General features: G+C 31.0%; 19 protein-coding genes and 6 pseudogenes. 21 read left to right on the top strand and 4 right to left on the bottom strand.

The features are described from left to right. Nucleotides 1-634: 634 nt before the first annotated feature. The 4 genes from JFU23_RS30905 (at nt 635) to JFU23_RS04930 (ending at nt 3,379) form a co-directional block, all read left to right on the top strand. Entirely contained in the window at nt 635-763 is a 129-nt protein-coding gene (locus JFU23_RS30905; RefSeq protein WP_265176855.1) for a hypothetical protein, read from the top strand. 73 nt (nt 764-836) lie between these two features. After that, nucleotides 837-2,140 (top strand): IS3 family transposase gene (locus JFU23_RS04940; RefSeq protein WP_242483492.1). Its coding sequence is split into 2 segments (ribosomal slippage): nt 837-1,215 and nt 1,215-2,140, totalling 1,305 coding nucleotides; the frame shifts between segments, so codons are not numbered across the junction. 67 nt (nt 2,141-2,207) lie between these two features. Then, the gene (locus JFU23_RS04935) at nt 2,208-2,516 is read left to right on the top strand and encodes a helix-turn-helix domain-containing protein (RefSeq protein ID WP_078175295.1); all 309 of its coding nucleotides are present in this window, start codon (nt 2,208-2,210) and stop codon (nt 2,514-2,516) included. Next, nucleotides 2,438-3,379 (top strand): IS3 family transposase, encoded by a 942-nt coding sequence (locus JFU23_RS04930; protein ID WP_201032261.1) that lies wholly within the window; start codon nt 2,438-2,440, stop codon nt 3,377-3,379. The genes JFU23_RS04935 and JFU23_RS04930 overlap by 79 nt, the downstream gene beginning before the upstream one ends. A 167-nt stretch (nt 3,380-3,546) precedes the next feature. Here JFU23_RS04930 and JFU23_RS04925 read toward each other — a convergent pair whose 3' ends face one another. Next, nucleotides 3,547-4,221, bottom strand: a complete 675-nt coding sequence (locus JFU23_RS04925) for a hypothetical protein (RefSeq protein WP_201031505.1) — start codon at nt 4,219-4,221, stop codon at nt 3,547-3,549. Between the two features lie 469 nt (nt 4,222-4,690). On the opposite strand from JFU23_RS04925, the gene JFU23_RS04920 reads away from it, so the two are divergent. Next, nucleotides 4,691-4,846 carry a hypothetical protein gene (locus JFU23_RS04920; protein ID WP_201031504.1) on the top strand — a complete coding sequence of 52 codons (156 nt, stop codon included), beginning with the start codon at nt 4,691-4,693 and terminating at the stop codon, nt 4,844-4,846. Nucleotides 4,847-4,868: 22 nt separating this feature from the next. Further along, nucleotides 4,869-4,991: pseudogene (locus JFU23_RS04915) on the top strand (IS3 family transposase); the annotation flags it as partial. Between the two features lie 94 nt (nt 4,992-5,085). Here JFU23_RS04915 and JFU23_RS04910 read toward each other — a convergent pair. Further along, nucleotides 5,086-5,384 (bottom strand): annotated as a pseudogene (locus JFU23_RS04910) (hypothetical protein). Between the two features lie 1,096 nt (nt 5,385-6,480). Here JFU23_RS04910 and JFU23_RS04905 point away from each other — a divergent pair. The 7 genes and pseudogenes from JFU23_RS04905 to JFU23_RS04870 all read left to right on the top strand — a co-directional run. Beyond that, the gene (locus tag JFU23_RS04905) at nt 6,481-7,074 is read left to right on the top strand and encodes a TasA family protein (RefSeq protein ID WP_201031017.1); all 594 of its coding nucleotides are present in this window, start codon (nt 6,481-6,483) and stop codon (nt 7,072-7,074) included. Between the two features lie 1,290 nt (nt 7,075-8,364). Then, entirely contained in the window at nt 8,365-8,985 is a 621-nt protein-coding gene (locus JFU23_RS04900) for a DsbA family protein (protein ID WP_201031503.1), read from the top strand. Between the two features lie 292 nt (nt 8,986-9,277). Continuing rightward, a pseudogene (locus tag JFU23_RS30215) lies at nt 9,278-10,098 on the top strand (MBL fold metallo-hydrolase). Nucleotides 10,099-10,102: 4 nt separating this feature from the next. Further along, nucleotides 10,103-10,495 (top strand): nuclear transport factor 2 family protein, encoded by a 393-nt coding sequence (locus JFU23_RS04885; RefSeq protein WP_201031501.1) that lies wholly within the window; start codon nt 10,103-10,105, stop codon nt 10,493-10,495. A 279-nt stretch (nt 10,496-10,774) separates the two neighbouring features. Then, a complete protein-coding gene (locus JFU23_RS04880) occupies nt 10,775-10,969 on the top strand; it encodes a transposase (RefSeq protein ID WP_201031500.1) in 195 nt (64 codons plus the stop codon). Between the two features lie 23 nt (nt 10,970-10,992). Then, a pseudogene (locus JFU23_RS04875) lies at nt 10,993-12,104 on the top strand (RNA-guided endonuclease TnpB family protein). Nucleotides 12,105-12,239: 135 nt separating this feature from the next. Continuing rightward, nucleotides 12,240-12,572 (top strand): annotated as a pseudogene (locus tag JFU23_RS04870) (nuclear transport factor 2 family protein); the annotation flags it as partial. 285 nt (nt 12,573-12,857) lie between these two features. Here the strand turns inward: JFU23_RS04870 and JFU23_RS31325 are convergent. Together JFU23_RS31325 and JFU23_RS04860 are read right to left on the bottom strand one after the other, a co-directional pair. After that, a pseudogene (locus JFU23_RS31325) lies at nt 12,858-12,971 on the bottom strand (Arm DNA-binding domain-containing protein); the annotation flags it as partial. Nucleotides 12,972-13,179: 208 nt separating this feature from the next. Continuing rightward, nucleotides 13,180-13,740 (bottom strand): LexA family protein, encoded by a 561-nt coding sequence (locus JFU23_RS04860; protein ID WP_242483491.1) that lies wholly within the window; start codon nt 13,738-13,740, stop codon nt 13,180-13,182. A gap of 138 nt (nt 13,741-13,878) precedes the next feature. On the opposite strand from JFU23_RS04860, the gene JFU23_RS04855 reads away from it, so the two are divergent. The 8 genes from JFU23_RS04855 to JFU23_RS04820 all read left to right on the top strand — a co-directional run bounded on the left by JFU23_RS04855 (nt 13,879) and on the right by JFU23_RS04820 (nt 17,959). After that, nucleotides 13,879-14,085, top strand: a complete 207-nt coding sequence (locus JFU23_RS04855; RefSeq protein ID WP_000549412.1) for a helix-turn-helix transcriptional regulator — start codon at nt 13,879-13,881, stop codon at nt 14,083-14,085. 196 nt (nt 14,086-14,281) lie between these two features. Then, the gene (locus JFU23_RS30485; protein WP_085312011.1) at nt 14,282-14,527 is read left to right on the top strand and encodes a hypothetical protein; all 246 of its coding nucleotides are present in this window, start codon (nt 14,282-14,284) and stop codon (nt 14,525-14,527) included. A 69-nt stretch (nt 14,528-14,596) separates the two neighbouring features. Further along, nucleotides 14,597-14,875, top strand: coding sequence for a hypothetical protein (locus JFU23_RS04845; RefSeq protein ID WP_085312010.1), 279 nt, complete (start codon nt 14,597-14,599; stop codon nt 14,873-14,875). Nucleotides 14,876-14,952: 77 nt separating this feature from the next. Further along, entirely contained in the window at nt 14,953-15,717 is a 765-nt protein-coding gene (locus JFU23_RS04840; RefSeq protein ID WP_000096620.1) for a conserved phage C-terminal domain-containing protein, read from the top strand. Beyond that, a complete protein-coding gene (locus JFU23_RS04835) occupies nt 15,653-16,483 on the top strand; it encodes an ATP-binding protein (protein WP_483862041.1) in 831 nt (276 codons plus the stop codon). Before JFU23_RS04840 ends, JFU23_RS04835 begins: the two co-directional genes overlap by 65 nt. Before the next feature lie 236 nt (nt 16,484-16,719). Further along, nucleotides 16,720-17,334 carry a hypothetical protein gene (locus JFU23_RS04830; RefSeq protein WP_201031499.1) on the top strand — a complete coding sequence of 205 codons (615 nt, stop codon included), beginning with the start codon at nt 16,720-16,722 and terminating at the stop codon, nt 17,332-17,334. Nucleotides 17,335-17,338: 4 nt separating this feature from the next. Then, nucleotides 17,339-17,515: a Fur-regulated basic protein FbpA gene (locus JFU23_RS04825; protein ID WP_085312007.1), complete on the top strand. Its 177-nt coding sequence runs from the start codon at nt 17,339-17,341 to the stop codon at nt 17,513-17,515. A 63-nt stretch (nt 17,516-17,578) separates the two neighbouring features. After that, nucleotides 17,579-17,959: an ArpU family phage packaging/lysis transcriptional regulator gene (locus JFU23_RS04820; protein WP_085312006.1), complete on the top strand. Its 381-nt coding sequence runs from the start codon at nt 17,579-17,581 to the stop codon at nt 17,957-17,959. The last annotated feature ends 135 nt before the right edge of the window (nt 17,960-18,094 follow it).

The raw sequence follows: 18,094 nt of genomic DNA, 5'->3' as shown, positions 1-18,094 counted from the left end.
GGGAAAGAAATACTTTAAGTTTTATTACCATCTAATGTTTGATTAAGATGGTAACATGAAAATAAAACGTTTACAACTAGAAAATAAAGAAAAAATATAAAAATTCGACTTTTTTCGACATTACGACTATGAGAGAAAGAATCTAAATTAAGTAAATCTTATATTTAGAGGGGATATTTACCTTATACATAACGGTTAAAACATTTGCAAATGTTTCACGAGTAATTAAAAACGTCGAATATAAAATTATATTGTGACAATTTTAAACGAACATACTTTATAATTCATACTTAGACTAATAAATTAATTACTAATAAATTAAATACGCTATATTTAATAGAGTATAATATGGAATATTTAACTTTAATATTCCATATTATATATAATTATGAATCATTTAACATATTTGTTGCGGGAAATTTTGACATAAGATATTTTAAATATTAAGCACAGAAACATTTCAAAGAAAAAGAGCTATTTTAAAATGTACCCTAAAAACGTTTTTCCTAAAAGTAGTAAGATTTTGCAAAACGTTTCTGTGCCTAATTAGATGAAAATAATATGATAAATTGTTTAAAAGAGATAAAAATAAGTTGCTTTTATGGAGAAATATACATCCCATACTATTAGAATTATGTCAAATTGTAGTTTGCAAATTACATTTCAAAGTATAAAAGGGGCATTTATTGCAGCTCGAATATCTATTACTGATTTATTGCATAAAAAAGTAGCTGTACAAAATAAAATGTACCCTATAGAATAGACACTGAAAAAAGTCTATTCTATAGGGTATTTCTTGTATAATGAGAGAAAATTGGGATCGGAGAAAGTTCAAAATGACAAAAAAGCTATTTACAGAAAGAGACATTCAAATTCTATCAAATAACCCCTACATAAAATCTGTAAGTCAGAAAGGTATCACTTATACAGATGAATTTAAGCGTATTTTTATTGAGGAAAATGAGAAAGGAAAACTACCTCGAAATATTTTTGAAGAATGTGGTTTTGATATAGATATGATTGGAATGAAACGAATTATGTCATCAGGAAGTAGATGGCGTGCTGCTTACAGAAAAAATGGTGTATTTGGTTTGCGAGATACACGCCAAAACGCGGGAAGAACTCTTGAGAGAGAGCTTACGTTAGAAGAGAAGTATGCTCGTTTAGAAGCCGAACGGAACTTACTAAAGGCAGAAAATGAATTGTTAAAAAAGATCAAACTTATGGAAGGGAGGATGAGAAGGAAATAACTTTATCACCTAGTCAGAAATATATCCTGATTCGTTCTGTCATCATAAAATATAACTTAAGAAATATGGTGAGTTATTTGTGTAAAGTAGCTGGTGTATCCCGTTCGGGATACTATAATTATTTTTCCATTTCATCTCAAGAACAACGGAAACAAAAGAACAATCAAGATGAAATCGTGAAAGAAATCATATTAAAAGCACTTCGATTTAGAAATCGAAAGAAAGGGGCTCGTCAAATAAAAATGACATTGGTGGGTCATTTTCAAGTTGTCTACAATTTAAAGCGTATCCGTAGAATCATGAAAAAATATGAGATTGTCTGTCCGATTCGGAAAGCAAATCCTTATAAAAGAATGCTGAAAGCTTCAAAAGAACATCGAGTAGTGCCGAATCAATTAAATCGAGAATTTAAACAAAACACCCCAGGAAAAACGCTTCTTACAGATATCACTTATTTAGTTTACGGTAAGAATAAAAGAGCTTATTTATCTACAATTTTAGACGGCTCAACCAATGAAATTTTAGCTTACCATGTTTCAGAACAGATGACATTAGACCTCGTAACAACAACTCTTCATAAACTAAAACGGAATAAGAGGATTCGATTGACTGAAGGTGCATATATTCATTCAAATCAAGGAGCCCACTACACAAGCCCTACCTACCAAAAATTAGTCAAAAAGCTAAAGCTCGGACAATCTATGTCAAGAAGAGGGAACTGTTGGGATAACGCTCCACAAGAATCATTTTTTGGTCATCTGAAAGATGAAGCACATATAAAACCTTGCGAGTCTTTTACTGAGTTGAAACAAGAGATTAAGAAATATATGACGTACTATAATCACTATAGATATCAATGGAATTTAAAAAAGATGACTCCTGTTGGATAATATGATCCCCTTATAGTAGACAGTTGAAAGAAAGTTACTTTACTGTTTATTATGGAGGGGATTTTTTATGGGGAAAATTAGAAGAACTTTTTCAATTGATTTTAAAATGAAAGCTATTGAATTGTACTTACATAGAGGAATTGGAAGCAAGCTAATCGGAAAGGAATTAGGAGTTACATATTCAGTTGTAGATAGATGGATTAAAAAATATAAAAATGAAGGTATTCTGGGCCTACAAGAAAAACGGGGAAGATCTAAACAAACAAATGAAATAAGTCAAGATGCTAGAATACAACGATTAGAAGCGGAAAATGCATACTTAAAAAAGCTATTAGATACGAAAAGGGGGATGAGATCAAAAAAAGTAAATCAGTAGAATATGAGGTCATTTATACCTTAAAACAGAATTTTTCAATTGTATTGCTTTGTGAAATTGCAGGTGTTTCAAGAAGTGGATATTATAAGTGGGAAAAAAGAATCAACAATCCCTCTGAAAAGATGAAAGAGGACCAATTTATCATGTCTAAAATAGGAGAATGCGAACGAGATCCAGATATAAATGGTAGCTATGGTTACCGAAGAATTTGTATATGGCTCAAAAAGTATTATGGTTTACAGGTAAATCACAAAAGAGTATATCGTTTAATGAGGAGAATGGGGGTACAAGCTAAGATTCGAAAGAAAAAGTGGCGGCATTTTGGTTTGAAAGAACAATGCATCGTGTCGGAAAATCTGTTAAACAGAGAGTTTTCAACTACAAGGCCAAATGAAAAATGGGTTACAGATATAACCTATCTTACCTTTAATAATAAGCGCATATATCTTTCAGTGATACTAGACCTTTACAATAACGAAGTTGTGGCCTACCGAATGAGCGAATACAACAATTTGAAATTAGTTACAGATACAGTCAATAAAGCCTTAAGAAAAAGAAAAGCCCACGAAACAGTATTACATAGCGACCGAGGTTATCAGTATACATCAAAAAAATATAACCAATTACTTAAAAAGCACAAAATAACTGTGAGTATGTCTAGGAAGGGAAATTGTTACGATAATGCATGTATAGAGAGCTTTTTTAGTCATTTTAAGGCAGAATGCTTTTATAGACATACCTTTTATGAAAAGACAGAAGTCTTTAAGGCTACTAAAAGATATATAAGCTATTACAATAACAAAAGATTCCAAAAAAGATTAAACAACCCTAGTCCTATTGAATTTGGAACTAAGGCTGCTTAATGAAAAGGCACCTAATCTATTACTGTCTACTTGACAGGGGTAAGACCAGGATACAGAAATCATCTTCTTGATGTTGCCTAACTTTTTTCAAGATGTCCTTTACAAAGGGTACAGATTAAAAGTACAGCTACTTTTTTCTTGAAAACATTATTATGCAAATAGCATACTTAACGTAAACTTGCGCTTAACGGTACTTGTGAATAAATTGTGAAATTGCTACCATAAGTACCGTGTCTAGAGAATGAAGAAGAAATTGAACTGTTCCAACTTTTGTAGGTAGATCCAGACATATCTGCTCTTAGTAGCACGTTTGAAAAGCTAGATTGGCTAAAAGAATTACGTCCAGTGTCCTCCACACCCTGAACCATTTTTACTGGTTCATATTGAGAAAATGTACCATATACAGGCTGATTTGCGTATCTAGGGCTTCCATTTACATACATAGTAACCGTACCATTTCCGTTATTAACTAATTTAAGATTTACTCGATCACCATCTTTAATTGATGTATCATACCGTGTATTCCAATACTTACTGTTTTGACCTGATTCATTATATCCTGAATTAAGAAATACTTTATATCCACTTGGTGTTTTTGAAATACCCCCTTCAACTTTAGATGATCCAATACCTAAATACCAATTTACATATCCATCCTTAACAACAACTGACTTTGGTAGATTTATATCTGCTGCAATCCCGGTATAATTACTATTTGTAACACTTTTTACAGCACCTTCTGTAGCTGCAAAGCTTGTAGTTGAAAACATTGATAGAGAAATTAGAAGTGAACCAACTAGATACATCATTTTTTTCTTACTTTTCTTTAATGCTTGATTCATTTTAGGTCCTCCTTACTTTTTATTGTTAAATTGCATTGAAAGTTGGCCAACTAACTATAACTTACAAAGCAAAGATACATCAGGTTTTATTGAATGTATATATTTTCCTGTTATAAGTCATTGAAATGTCAAATATATTAGGTGTTTCATATTTATCAATATAGATGGAGTTGACAGTTTAAAGTGGCATGTCTATTTAAATTCAAGAAGATTTTGTTAAAAATACTATTAAGAACTATAAATGTGTTGGATATAATATGTACTACGATTTATTTGCGAGAGATAAATATGGAATGAATACAGAGAGGATTTTTCAAAGAATATATCTGGAATTTTTAGATATAGAATAACGATAAATGAAATAAATAAACAGTTTTTGTTAAGGAGTTTATTGGTTCGTAGGTGGAAGGAAATATTTGATTTAAAAGGCGTGGATTTCCTATATGAAGAGAAGAAGGGAGGTCCAGCTATGGAAAATATAAATACAAAATCAAAGTTAAATATTGAAGTAGAGGCATTACAAGAAGAAAATGCACGTTTACGTATGAATATTGATTATTTAAAAAAGTTAAAGGCCTTAGTTCAAAAAGAGAAGAAATTACAGAACAAGACAAGGCGAATGTAAGTTATCTTAAAGAATTTGAAGTATGGAACATTATAAGATGGAATCAGATAACTATATAGATTTTTATAATCACAAAAGAATTAAAGCAAAGTTAAAAGGAATGAGTCCAGTACAATACCGGACTCACATTCAAATAGCCGCTTAATTTTTTGTCTAAATTTTGGAACCAGTTCATAATAGGTGGCCGGTTGTTTGTTACGCTTAGCGATTGTTAGTTTTTAACTCATTTCATATTGCGTTTAGTTTAAGTATTGAGAGTAAAAGAATAGGAATAGAAAAACTAATGTTTTGCCAAATAATCTGTTAAAGAAACTTAAAGGAATAACAAGTTCTCCTATTGTAAGGATTTTAAGTTTATTACTATTTGGTTTTTTTATTAATTCTTTAAATGTTTCGAAGTTTATTCTATTAATGAAAGACCAACTTGGCACAGCTTTTGTATCTGAACCTATTTTGAAAATGATATGAATACTATGTGCATGAAAACCGCTTTTATAATTAAAATAAGCAAAAATCCTAAGATAATAAACCAAGTCATTTTTCAGCACCTCCTTGCAGTATTTAATATTAAAACTGCCGAGAAAGTGTGCTATTGTCCATGGAAAATATGGAGAAATTGTTGAGGGAACGTTGAGAATGTTGCAATGCTATTGATTGTTGAGGATTTAATTATACTTTTTCATTTTATATTTAAAAAAAGAAAATAAAAAAGAGAACAGCTGCGTAGACTGTTCTCCTAAGGAGCGGAAGTGCTGAACATTTTCAATGACAATGATTCAAGCATTCCGTTAATAGCATGTGCATATATTTGCAGTTCATACAAGAAGGTAGCTAAAAAATAGCTACCTTGCCTCAGGGAAAATTCAAGAAAATCAGAGATTCATTATGGATACAGATTGGCTGTTACCAATCTATTCTTATTATCGGAAAGGATTCCATAAATTATTCATAAGTTAAAATCTTACTTCATTATAGGGTCAGTGGCTGGCAAAGTAAAAAGAGAACTTTTGTAAAGTGCTCTTTTTAAGATGTGCATTAGGACTTGAAAGAGGCACCAATGACAATTTAAAAGGAGATATTTCTATACAACATATGGAGGTGCAATGGAAAGGTGACGATAAAAAGAAAAAGAGCAGTTAGAATAAACTAACTGCTCAGCTCCAGGGGGATTTGAGACTTGGTTATTTATAGTTTTGCCAGAACTTTGGGGTAGTATTTAATAGTAGATGTAAATGATACATTTTTAGAAAAAATCAAAAGGTATACGTAAATTTTGAAGTGTACCAGAAATATTTTTTATACCTTTTGAAAAGGGGATTTTAGTAGCTTAGTTATACTCCCAAAAAGTGTACCTTTTGAAGTGTTAGAATACTCCGGAAGAAATAAATAATTCTAATCATAAAGGGTAGTTAATATTAATTTGTTTTTGGCAGAGGTTTTGATAATTATAAATTCAACTTTTCTATTTTTGGGACGTTTCATTTACAGAAGATAGATAATAACATAATTTTCTCAATAAGGAATTTTCTGCTTTTAATATAATTTTTTCACAATTCATGGTATATCTGTATTAAGGGGACCTTTTCGGTTGATTAGGGAGAAAGATTATAAAAATGATATGGGAGGAACAAAAAATGTCATTGAAAAAGAAATTAGGTGTTGGAGTGGTTTCAGCCGCTCTTGGCTTATCTTTAATTGGTGGGGGAACATATGCATATTTTAGCGATCAAGTGGTGACAAATAATTCATTTGCTACAGGTACGTTGGATTTAGCTATGCAACCAACTACTTCACTTAACTTAGAAAATTTAAAACCTGGGGACAAAATATTAAAGAAATTCAATTTAACAAATAGTGGTACATTAGATATTAAAGATATCATGATGAAAATAGACTATACTGTAAACGATTTAAAACAAAATAACACTACAGAAGATTTAGGTAAACATATTAAAGTACAATTTCTTTGGGATTGGGATCCTGCAAAAAGCCCTGTATACGAAACAACTCTTGCAGAACTAAAATCACAAAGCCCAGAGATTGCCTCCAAAAAAGTATTTCATTCTAAGTGGACTGAAACAGGAGGATTAAAACCTAGGAAAATGGATTGGTTTTGGATAAAGTTTATATTTGAAGACAACGGAACAGATCAAAACGTGTTCCAAGGGGATAGTATTGCGCTAAAAATGGAGTTCCAAGCCAATCAAACAGATGGACAAGAAAGATAAATTTAAGAGCATAATACTGGTAAAAAGTAAAACTGAGCTTATGCCTTTTAATAATTTAAAAGAATGATTACAACATATCTATACCAAAAGCCATTGATATCAGCATTTGCGCATGATATTAATGGCTTTTGTAAGTTTAACATTTTGAATGTTTTGTAAAACTAACATTTAATTTATAAATAGAAGAAAAAAATAGCCAAAAGTCGTAGAACGTTTAAGAGAGTAAATAACGACTCTCTTTTTTTGGTTTTGTATTTTTAAGGGTATCCATATACATCGAATAAGGAAATCCCCACGCTGCAATCAAGCTAAGAAAAGCATAAATCCCCAAATAGTAAAATTGAGATCCCAAGAGTAAAAATCATTGTTTCTCGGTAGCATAAAACCTTAGTATGTTAGCGATGTGATGCTAACCCAAATTTGAACCCTATTCCTCAATGAATCAAACAATTTAACATGGTAAAAGTATATTTGGATGAGAGTCCAATACTTACTATTGAAATTGTGAGGGTTCATGTTGGAAGAAGGCACTTTAGGGTGTCTTTTCTTTATGAAAAAAATCCCCGCACAATGTACAGGGATAAAAAATTATAAGTCATGGTGGGACAGTTCCTGTTTTAGTTAATCAGATAGTTTCTATTAAAAATAAAAACAAGATGTAATGCTTTGAAAAAAACTATGTACTAGAACTGGTACTCTGTCGGTAAGCCATGAAAGAGGTACTTATATTATTTGTTTTGTAAATTATCTTGAATTTGTTGTTCCATATTTACTAGTGATGTTTTTAGGGAATTACTAAGCTTTTTAACAAATTTAAGAACAAGAAGCCAGTTTTTAATAATAGAATTCTAAAAGCGTTAGGGTAGAAATTTATTGTTTTTGTTAAAAAAGAATTGACTTCTACTATAGTTGTAACTGATACGGTTACATAATGTTGTAGTTGAATTAGTTACAACTTATGACTATTTAAAATGAAAATAAGGTTTATATATTCAATTAAGGATGGTAGTCCACATGTTATCGCCCGGTGTAGAAAGTTACTAACATATTTAAATCAAGATATATTCCGAATTTTAGTATCTTCTATTTTGGAGCAATGATGTGCAGCGCTATCTTTCATTAGAAATCTTATCTAATCTTTTTGGGAAGGGTTAGTTTTGAAAAATATAGTAAGGTAACTCAAAAAAGAACAAGATATAAAAAAAGACGTACTTATATAAACCAGAAAGTTAGCTGAGAATTTTAAGTGGTAGCTGAGCTGGATACTAAAAATAAAGGTAGGAGATATAAATGGAGACGAAACAAGATAACCTTATTTATGTATGGGACGCTTATTGTGGATGGTGCTATGGCTTTTCAGAAAGTATTAAAGGATTTTACAAAAATCACACTGAAGTGCCGTTAACGGTTTTATGTGGAGGGTTATTTTTAAATAATTTACCAATGAAAAACTTCTCATATATAGAAGAGGGAAATAAAAGAATTAATCAACTTACAGGTGCAGAATTTGGTCCTTCATATCAAAAATTGGTGGAAGAAGGGACTTTTAAAATGAATTCGAAAGATGCTGCAATTGGCTTTTCAGCTTTACGCTCATTAGCACCAGACCGTTTGTTAGAATTCACTTCGGCTATGCAAAAAGCGTTTTATTATGAGGGCCAAAGTCTGAGTGATCCTGAAACATATCGTAAGATTGCAATCGAGCATGGTTTGGACCCTGAACAAGTATTAGAACGATTAAACGCTCAAGAAACAATAATAGATGTCCAAAACGATTTCAATAAAGTGCGACAGCTTGGTGTTAATAGTTATCCTTCATTACTTTTACAAAAGGATAATCAAATTATCCCTATTGGTGGTGGGGTAATGACGCCAGATAAAATTGAAGCGCGTTTTAAAAATTTATATTAATGGATTTTAAGTTACAGTATATAACATTTAACGTTTTAAAAAAGACTAGAATTGGATGGACTTAAACCTTTTTATAACAGTCGGTTTCAATTTGTTTTTAAAAAGAGTCCAATTTTAATTTTACTATCAGCTATAGTAGCAAACATGTTAGCTTAAGCCAACGGACATTCATCTTTCGCCTATTTGCTGGTGCTATCACACTTTCAGGTAAATTGAAAAGGGTGCTTCTGTCGGAACAAGATAAAAATATGTTAACTAGTTAATAACTTTAACAAAAGGAGAATAACATTCTATGTTTAAAACAATTGATACAAATCAAAAAGATGTAAAATTGACAGTGTTTAGTTCAGACGAAAAAAGTTTCATGGTCACTGCAACCTTAGTTGAGAAAGCGGGACATGCATTTTTAATAAACTCAAAATTTACTCAATCTGATTCGAAAGAAATTGTTGAGTATCTGAAAAAAACGACTTATCTTTAGATAAAATCTTTATTATTCATGGGGATCCTGATTACTACTTTGGATTAGAAAGTATTAAGGCTGCTTACCCAGAAGCTATAGCGTATGCTACAGAGTCTACTGTTGAACATATTGCTCATTCTATCTTAGGTAAATTAAAAGTTTGGAAAGGCGCCCTAGGAGAAAACGCACCAAGCAACGTAGTATTACCTCAAGTGTTTAAAGAAAAAACGATTGATTTTCAGGGATTAACATTTGAACTAGTAGGCTTAGATCATTACAGAACTAGCTTATTTAATAAAGAGCTAAAATTATTAATTGGTGGTATTGATGTATTTAACGAAATACATGTATTCTTAGCGGATACTAGCTCAAAAGCGGCTATGGAGGCATGGATTGAGAACTTGAAAGTATTACAAGCATTAAATGCTGACATAATTGTACCTAGCCATGGATCAATTGAAAAATCCTTAAATAATCAGGCACTTACTGCAACTATGGATTACCTAAGAACTGCGGTTCAAGCTTCTGAGGAAAGTAAGACTTCAAAAGATTTTGTAGCGAAACTTGAAGCAGCATATCCAGGCTATGCAAATAAAGGTGTATTAGAATTAAGTGCAAAAGTTGTAACAAAAGAAATGCCTTGGGGTTAATGCTATGAATAAATATCAGAAACTATTACATGAAACGTATGTGTTAACTGGCGAAGGAAAATTGGATGCTTTCAAAACGTATTTAAGTGAAAATGTATCATGGACAGAAGCTGCTGGGTTTCCATATGCAGGTACTTATATAGGCCCAGATGAAGTAGTGAAAAATGTACATGAACGTCTTGCCACGGAATGGGATAACTATTGCGCAAAAGATGAAATTTATGCGTTTAATAATAATACTGTTATCGTGTATGGAAAATATAGAGGAACATATAAAGCAACAGGGAAATCATTTGTAGCAGATTTCTGTCATCTGTATGAGTTTGATGAGAACGATAAGGTTAAGAAGTTTATTCAAATTGTGGATAGTGCAACTGTTAATGAGGTATTAAGTTAGAGTTAATAGCTTCTAACATACCCCAGACATTACATATTGGGGAAGGTTTCTACAAGCGTGTTATGGAATATAATTTATATGATTAGAAGAGGTAGGTATATATGAAATTAGAGAAAAATTTAACGAATTCCCCGGAAAAATTCTCTTTCCTCAAACGTGTGAAGGGCGTAGCCCAACGGTAGGTGGGAGATGAATTTCGGTTTGGCGAGCCAAAAGGTTTTCTTTGTTATTTTGTCTCAGATATAATCAGTCTTTTAAATTATAAAGGTTGGTATATTAATGAAATTAGATAGTAATAATCATTCAGTATTCTCGTTGTATTATCACCTTGTGTTGGTCGTGAAATACAGAAGAAATGTGTTTGATGATGATATGTCAGACTATGCAAAAGATATGTTTTGGTCAAGAAGTTTTTGTTTACTAACTACTGGTGGTTCACCAATAGACGCAGTAAAAAAATATATTGAAAATTAAGATGAAAAGTGAGGTGAAATGATATGACAAAGCATAATAAAGCATATAAATTCCGTTTGTATCCAACAGAAGACCAAGCACATCTTATGCGTAAAACCTTCGGCTGTGTACGTTTCGTGTATAACAGAATGTTAGCTGAACGGAAAGAAGCCTATGAAAAACACAAAGATGATAAGGAACAACTAAAGAAACAAAAGCTTCCCACTCCTGCGAAATACAAATCAGAATTTGAGTGGTTAAAAGAAGTTGATTCATTAGCTTTGGCAAATGCTCAACTAAACTTGCAAACTGCCTATAAGAATTTCTTTAGTGGTCAAAATGACTTCCCAACATTCAAAAGCAAAAAAGACAGAAAGTCTTATACAACGAATGTAGTGAACGGAAATATTATGTTGCTTAACGGTCATATCAAATTACCAAAACTGAAAATGGTACATATCAAACAGCATAGAGAAATACCACAAGACCATATAATCAAGTCATGTACGATTTCTATGACACCTACTGGTAAATACTATGTGTCCATTTTGACTGAATACGAAAAGAGATTGTACAAAAAGAAGTAGAAACAGTTGTTGGATTAGACTTTGCGATGGATGGATTATACGTCAGTTCTGAGGATAAGAAAGCCAATTATCCTAAGTTCTACCGTGAAATGTTAGACCGATTAGCAAAAGCACAACGAGTATTATCAAGAAGAACAAAAGGTTCTATTCGTTGGAATAAACAACGTATCCGTGTAGCTAAGTTACATGAAAAAGTAGCAAACCAACGTAAGAACTTCCTTCATCATAAGTCTAAAGAGTTAGCTACTCATTTTGATATTGTAGCTATTGAAGATCTAAATATGAAAGGAATGTCGCAAGCACTTCATTTTGGAAAAAATGTCGCTGATAATGGTTGGGGTATGTTCACTTCTTTCTTAGCTTATAAACTAAATGAACAAGGAAAACAGCTTGTGAAAATAGACAAGTGGTTTCCTTCCACAAAAGCATGTAGCAGTTGTGGAAATGTGAAAAAAATGTCATTGTCTGAGAGAGTATATTCTTGTATATGCGGTGTAAATCTCGATAGAGATTATAACGCAGCTATCAATATCAAAAATGAAGCAATACGCCTATTAGCGTTAGCATAGATAGCAATAAAATAACCCTTGGAACAAGGGAGTTAGCTCGGCTGTCTTAGGACGAATTCGTTAGCTATCAAAAGTAACGACTAACTGAGAAGCCCCCACTTCAAACAGTCCATTAGGAGGTAAAGTGGTGGGTAGTTCACCAAACATAATATCGATATTATCCCTAAATATGTAAGCGAAGATTATCAGCAACATAATCCTTTTGTTGCTGATGGATGAAAAGCCTTCATAGATTTCTTTAAGGAGGATTATGTTAAAAATCCTAATTCCTCTGCAGAGATCAAACGTGTAGTAGTAGTAGTAGTAGGAGATACAGTTGCTCTTCATGTATATTCTCGTACGAATTCCGAAGATAAGGGAGTTGCAATAGTGGATATATTTCGTATAAAAGATGGTAAGATTGTCGAACACTGGGATGTAATTCAAGAGATTCCAAATGAGGCAGCTAATGATAATACGATGTTTTAGGTAGAATAAATATTTAATTGTTAGAGATGTATAGAATCTAGATATTATAAAATGAAGGGGATGTCCTAGGTATACTACTAAGACATCTCTTTTTGTTTTAACAAGATTTAATTTATTATAATTTGTAGAGTGCTTACTTCATATGTCTTCTGATAACTTACCCCTGAAATTGCACCATGTTAATATTAGATTAACGTATTAATTTGTAAGAAAGGTATTTTATATTGAGCAAGAAAAAGTATTCAAGTATAGATTTTGAAGAAGTACCAAGTATGATTGAACCTTTAATAATTTTTTCTCTTCTTCAGCCGCCGCAAGTTGAGCCTCTTTTTTCGACTTAAATCCACGTCTTGATTTTTCTTTGTATTTTTGAGTATAAGGGTCTTTAAATCTTACCAGGAATTCCTAAAAATCTCCTAATTTCCTGAAACTAGCCAAGATGAATTCCTCCTATAAAAAAGAAGGGGAGAGAGCCCCCTTACTTTAAAATTTATTAAAAAATAACTTAATTCATTGATGAAATATTATTGAATTGGTGCACAACTCCAAATGTATTTTCCAACTACTTTTATTTCTGGACAATTTTCTATATCTGTACAATCAAACATTAATGGATGTATACTAGGATTAAAAGAATCTGGTTCAAGGATAATTCTATTATTGGTTTTGTAAATTCTTTTAAAGTGGCGTCATATCCGTTGATGAGTACAGCGGCTATGTCGCCATTATTTATATTTGTTGTCCTCTCAAGTACAGCTATATGTCCATCATGTACAATTCTATTCATGCTGTCTCCGTTTATACGAAGTGCTAATAGTTTTTCAAATCCATATTTATCTAAAATAATATCAGGTACCTGTATATCACCAATTACATTTTCTATAGCTTCAATTGGTTTACCAGCTGCGATTGTACCATAAATGGGAATATCCCGTTTGGTAATTGCGTGATCTTCAGGACAATAGGATTCATTTTCATCAATAAAGTAGGTTGCAGGGACATTTAACATCTTAGCGATTTGTGATATTTTTGACATTTTAGGGCTTCTTTCACCATTTCTCCACCGTAAAACAGTAGTTCTACTAACAGATAATAATTCAGCTAATCGTTCGTCTGTCATACTATTTTTCTTCATCAATTGAGATAATTTTAAACCGAATGATTTCATGACTTTTTGTCACCTCCGTCTTTGATTGATTATATAATTGGTGTGACAAAAATGCAACTTTCTTCGTTATTTGGTAAAAAAAATCTTGACTGTTTTGTCACGTAGTACTATATTTGAATTTGAAAAGAGGTGACAAAAATGCACAAGATGATATTTTTAGAAAGAAAATTAAAGAGAAAAACTATTGAAGAAGTTGCTGATTTTCTTAATGTTTCTCCACGTACATATTGGGCAAAAGAACATAATAAAAGTGAATTCACTCTGAAAGAGGCACATATGTTATCGTGCTATTTAGAGAAATCTATAGAAGAGTTATTCCCTGATCTTTTTTTAAATAATTTGTGACAAAAATGCACGTACTTATGTTTGGATTATAGGATGTTTTTGGGAGTTATTTTAAAATAAGTATCTAATAATCCTACTATTAAAGATGCTTTATATATTGATTTGCACTTAGAAAAGAAGGAAAGAGATTCATAAAATGAAACGCTAAAGTGTATTTGGAATATAAAAATTGAGGTGAAGTATAGAATGTTGAAATATTCAAATAGATGAAAGAGCGATCAGAAGATTATATTTAGAAAAATTTAAAGAAGTGGATGCAGAATTTGTATTTTGGGATACAAGCGAATTAAAAAAAAGAACGTGCATGTCGTGGACTACTATTCAAAAAGAATTCTTTTTTGATCAGCGTTTTCAAAAATTTAAAGTGGGCGGGAAATGGTATTTTCCGGCTAAAGAAAAGAAGGCATTTTTATTAAATTGGCTAACAGAGAATGAGATGTAAAAAAAGAAAGACTATCGTCTTAAAAAACAAACCTTATAGGAAAGTCTATTGTAGGGAGGCGGATTAATCATGGTTTTTAAAGTGACAAAAAAACAAGGATATGTCAGCAAGAGTATAAATGAAGAATTTAGTAATACTAGTTGTTTTGAATCAGAAAAACTTTCGAATAAACAGTTAAAAATGATCTATGCCAAAGTTCATATAATAGCATTGAAATATGATGGAGTAATATCAAAAGAGGAAATCAAAAATAAATTAAAAGAAAAACTTAAAATTCAATCACTGAGTGATCTTACAAGGAAGCAAGCTAATCAAGCTATAAAAGTATTAATAGGTTGGGAAATTTAAAGGTTTTGGAGAATAAAACCTTTAATACATAAGAAATTTAATATATAGATTTTAAAAAAGTTCTGGAGGAAGATCAAATGAGTAGTTTGCTAATACAGGATGAGCCACTATTAGTATTACCTCGATTAGCAAGTAAGATTGGGTTGAACGAGGCAATTTTTCTTCAACAAATACATTATTGGCTCAAGCGCTCGAAACATTATTATGATGATCGTTATTGGGTCTATAATAGCATTACAAATTGGCATAAACAATTCCCATTTTGGAATGAAAGAACGTTGAAACGTATTGTTAAAAATCTAGAAGAGTTTAATTTATTGATAAGTGGTAACTATAACAAATTAAAGTTTGATAAAACAAAATGGTATTCAATAAATTATAACAGACTAGTTGAATTAGAAATAGATAACGATTGTGACAAATTGTCTCAACGAAAAGAACATATTGTCATGATGGAAAATGATAATATGTCTCAACCAATACCAGAGACTACACAAAAGATTAACTCAGAGAATACCACTCAAAAAGATATAGTAGAGATAATTAATTATCTCAACAGTGTATGTAATACAAGTTATCGTATTTCAACTAAAAAGACACAAATGTTAATTAAATCTAGACTACAAGAGGGATTTAATATAAATGAATTTAAAGAAGTTATTGAGACGAAGGCGAAAGAATGGCTTTATACAGAACAGGCAAAATATTTAAGACCAGAAACCTTATTTGGAACTAAATTTGAGGGATATTTGCAGCAGAGAAAGATGGTGAAATCAAATGGCTTTAACAAAGGTAACAGATATAGTACAAAGTCTTTCGAAGAGAATGAACTTCCTTTCTGATACATGTCTGATATGTAAGCAGGAGAGGAAGCGAATGGTAAGATTGATGGAGATTCAGGGTGAAACGATTTGTCCAGTATGTCGTTTAGAAGAAGAAAATAGAAGGTTAGAAAAAGAAATGAATGTTTTTCGTTATGAAAAAGAGGAAAGAAAACGTAAAAGTATATTTTATGATCATAGTCTTATTAAAGATGAAACTGTTAAATTAGCTAGATTTTCGACATTTATATCAGAGTGTGAAGAGGATGAAAACAATTTAATTTTAGCTAAAAAGGCTCTTACAGACTATTTAAATGATATTCGATTTAATTTGATTCTCGTGGGTAAAGTTGGAGCTGGAAAAAGTCATATTGCATACTCTATAGCGCATGAAATGAATGAACAAAGTTCGGATAAAGTTATGTATGTTACAAGTTCAGAACTCTTTGATTTCATACGTTCGACATTTAATACGCAATCTTGTGAAACAGAGCATAGCATAACAAATATGCTAATTTCTATGGATTTATTAGTCATTGATGATCTAGGAGCAGAGCTAGGCGATATGGAAATTAATGATTTAAAAGCAACAGCATTTGTAAATCGTGTGTTATTTAAACTATTTGATGGACGACAAGGGAAAAAAACAATTATCACAACGAATTTAACAGGTGAGGCAATTATAAAAGCGTACGATGAAAGAGTTACATCTCGTATGTTTAATACATATCGACACATAGAATTTAAAAAAACAAGAGATAAGCGTAAGAGAAAATTACCTTTTTAAGAAAAGAATATATATTGTGTAGGAAATATAGATGTAGATGAAAACATATTGTTCAAGAAATTTGTACTGTATGAATTAGTTCTTTTAATTAGCGAGTAAGTGAAGTGATTCGGAAGTTAAGAAAGAATATGAGGAATGGAAACAGCATTTGATCAGAAATTCCACGTATGTACATTGAAAGCAGTTTTTAAGTTTATTTAATATGTTTTAAATAATTAAATGGAGGCATCTTGAAAATGAGAACATATAAAGGATTTGAAGTAATTAAACGAATGAAAACAAATTGGATTACAACAGTACAAGAGACACCGATGTGTTGGAAAATAGAAGGGGAAAGAGTGATTGCTGATTATTTAGGTAAAAAAGAAAGTTATCAACAAATTAATTTCTTTTTTGAGAATGAATTTATAGATTGTAGAGAAACTATTCGAAAAGGAGAACTATTGTATATTGAAAATGAAAAAAATGAAAAATTCATCGCTGAATATTGTAAAGAAAACGAAAAAGAAATAAAGCATGGTAGTTGGTTCTGGATTAATGGAGAGGAGTTCTCTAATAATTATGGTCATTTTGAAAGGCGTACGAAATTAAAAATTAGGAAAGCTGAAAAAAGTGAAAAATTATTATTTGAACGGGCAAAATTATTCGCTATCAAAGGGCGTAAAATAGATGAGTTTAGACTTGGTGATGTAGTTGAAAGAGATAATAAATTGTATAAAGTGGCTATTGTAAAAAGTGGAAGTGAATCTCAAATTGTAGTAGGATGTGTTCCGATTAATGGGGGAGAAATTTCTTATTATAATTCAAAAGATATTGAGATTCAATTTTTCGTTGAAGATATGGTGGTGTAGCAAGATGAAGTTATTTTTAATTAATCAACTTATTGAAAATGGAATTTACAAATATAAGGATAAACAATTGTACGAATTAAATAGTGATGAGTTAATAAAATTAATCAAAAATCATAATGATAAGAAAATAAATGTTAGCAATACAATGTATGAAATAATACATAAAGAATGTAAGCCTTAATAGCAAATTAATATATGAAATTTAAATTATGATTAAGGATAAATGATAAGAAAGGGGCTTAACATGTTAAATATAGAATTACCAGTATTAAATAAAGAAGCTACAAAAGAAAATGTACTGAAAGCTATAAAGAAATACAGATTATTTATGAAGTGTAATTATCTTAACGAAACAATACTCTCGAAAGAAAAAATATTAAAAGAAAATGCGAAAGAAGAGCGGATCAATTATATTATTGCGATGAACAAAGGGTTAGAAAAGCTAGATATTGAAAGTGATAGAATAATTATTCAAATATATTTGTTAAAAAATCGAGTTAATAGATATGAGATTATGAAAGAGTTGAATTTATCCGAGGGAGATTATTATAGAAAAAGGAATACTGCTTTTTACAACTATGCATATGCATTAGGGATTGAGGTTGAGGAGTGTAAAGATTACTAATAATGAATAAGTTTTTAATATGGATTATAACCACCTGTGTAAACAAGCAGGTGGTTATTTTTATGTAAAAAAATGATGAAAAAGAGATAAAAACGAATCGTTATATACGTATATCATATAAGTACAAAGTAGCAA

It is taken from the genome of Bacillus sp. TH50 (assembly GCF_016650565.1).
Taxonomy (GTDB): domain Bacteria; phylum Bacillota; class Bacilli; order Bacillales; family Bacillaceae_G; genus Bacillus_A; species Bacillus_A mycoides.
This window is presented reverse-complemented; position numbering and strand designations above follow the sequence as displayed.

Coding starts and splice junctions, on each gene's coding strand:
- JFU23_RS04855 (WP_000549412.1), top strand. CDS start 13,879: ATGCACAAGATGATATTTTTAGAAAGAAAATTAAAGAGAAAAACTATT.
- JFU23_RS04820 (WP_085312006.1), top strand. CDS start 17,579: ATGTTAAATATAGAATTACCAGTATTAAATAAAGAAGCTACAAAAGAA.
- JFU23_RS04935 (WP_078175295.1), top strand. CDS start 2,208: ATGGGGAAAATTAGAAGAACTTTTTCAATTGATTTTAAAATGAAAGCT.
- JFU23_RS04840 (WP_000096620.1), top strand. CDS start 14,953: ATGAGTAGTTTGCTAATACAGGATGAGCCACTATTAGTATTACCTCGA.
- JFU23_RS04860 (WP_242483491.1), bottom strand. CDS start 13,740: ATGAAATCATTCGGTTTAAAATTATCTCAATTGATGAAGAAAAATAGT.
- JFU23_RS04835 (WP_483862041.1), top strand. CDS start 15,653: ATGGCTTTAACAAAGGTAACAGATATAGTACAAAGTCTTTCGAAGAGA.
- JFU23_RS30905 (WP_265176855.1), top strand. CDS start 635: ATGTCAAATTGTAGTTTGCAAATTACATTTCAAAGTATAAAAGGGGCA.
- JFU23_RS04885 (WP_201031501.1), top strand. CDS start 10,103: ATGAATAAATATCAGAAACTATTACATGAAACGTATGTGTTAACTGGC.
- JFU23_RS04825 (WP_085312007.1), top strand. CDS start 17,339: ATGAAGTTATTTTTAATTAATCAACTTATTGAAAATGGAATTTACAAA.
- JFU23_RS04880 (WP_201031500.1), top strand. CDS start 10,775: ATGAAATTAGATAGTAATAATCATTCAGTATTCTCGTTGTATTATCAC.
- JFU23_RS04845 (WP_085312010.1), top strand. CDS start 14,597: ATGGTTTTTAAAGTGACAAAAAAACAAGGATATGTCAGCAAGAGTATA.
- JFU23_RS04925 (WP_201031505.1), bottom strand. CDS start 4,221: ATGAATCAAGCATTAAAGAAAAGTAAGAAAAAAATGATGTATCTAGTT.
- JFU23_RS04905 (WP_201031017.1), top strand. CDS start 6,481: ATGTCATTGAAAAAGAAATTAGGTGTTGGAGTGGTTTCAGCCGCTCTT.
- JFU23_RS04830 (WP_201031499.1), top strand. CDS start 16,720: ATGAGAACATATAAAGGATTTGAAGTAATTAAACGAATGAAAACAAAT.
- JFU23_RS04900 (WP_201031503.1), top strand. CDS start 8,365: ATGGAGACGAAACAAGATAACCTTATTTATGTATGGGACGCTTATTGT.
- JFU23_RS04920 (WP_201031504.1), top strand. CDS start 4,691: ATGGAAAATATAAATACAAAATCAAAGTTAAATATTGAAGTAGAGGCA.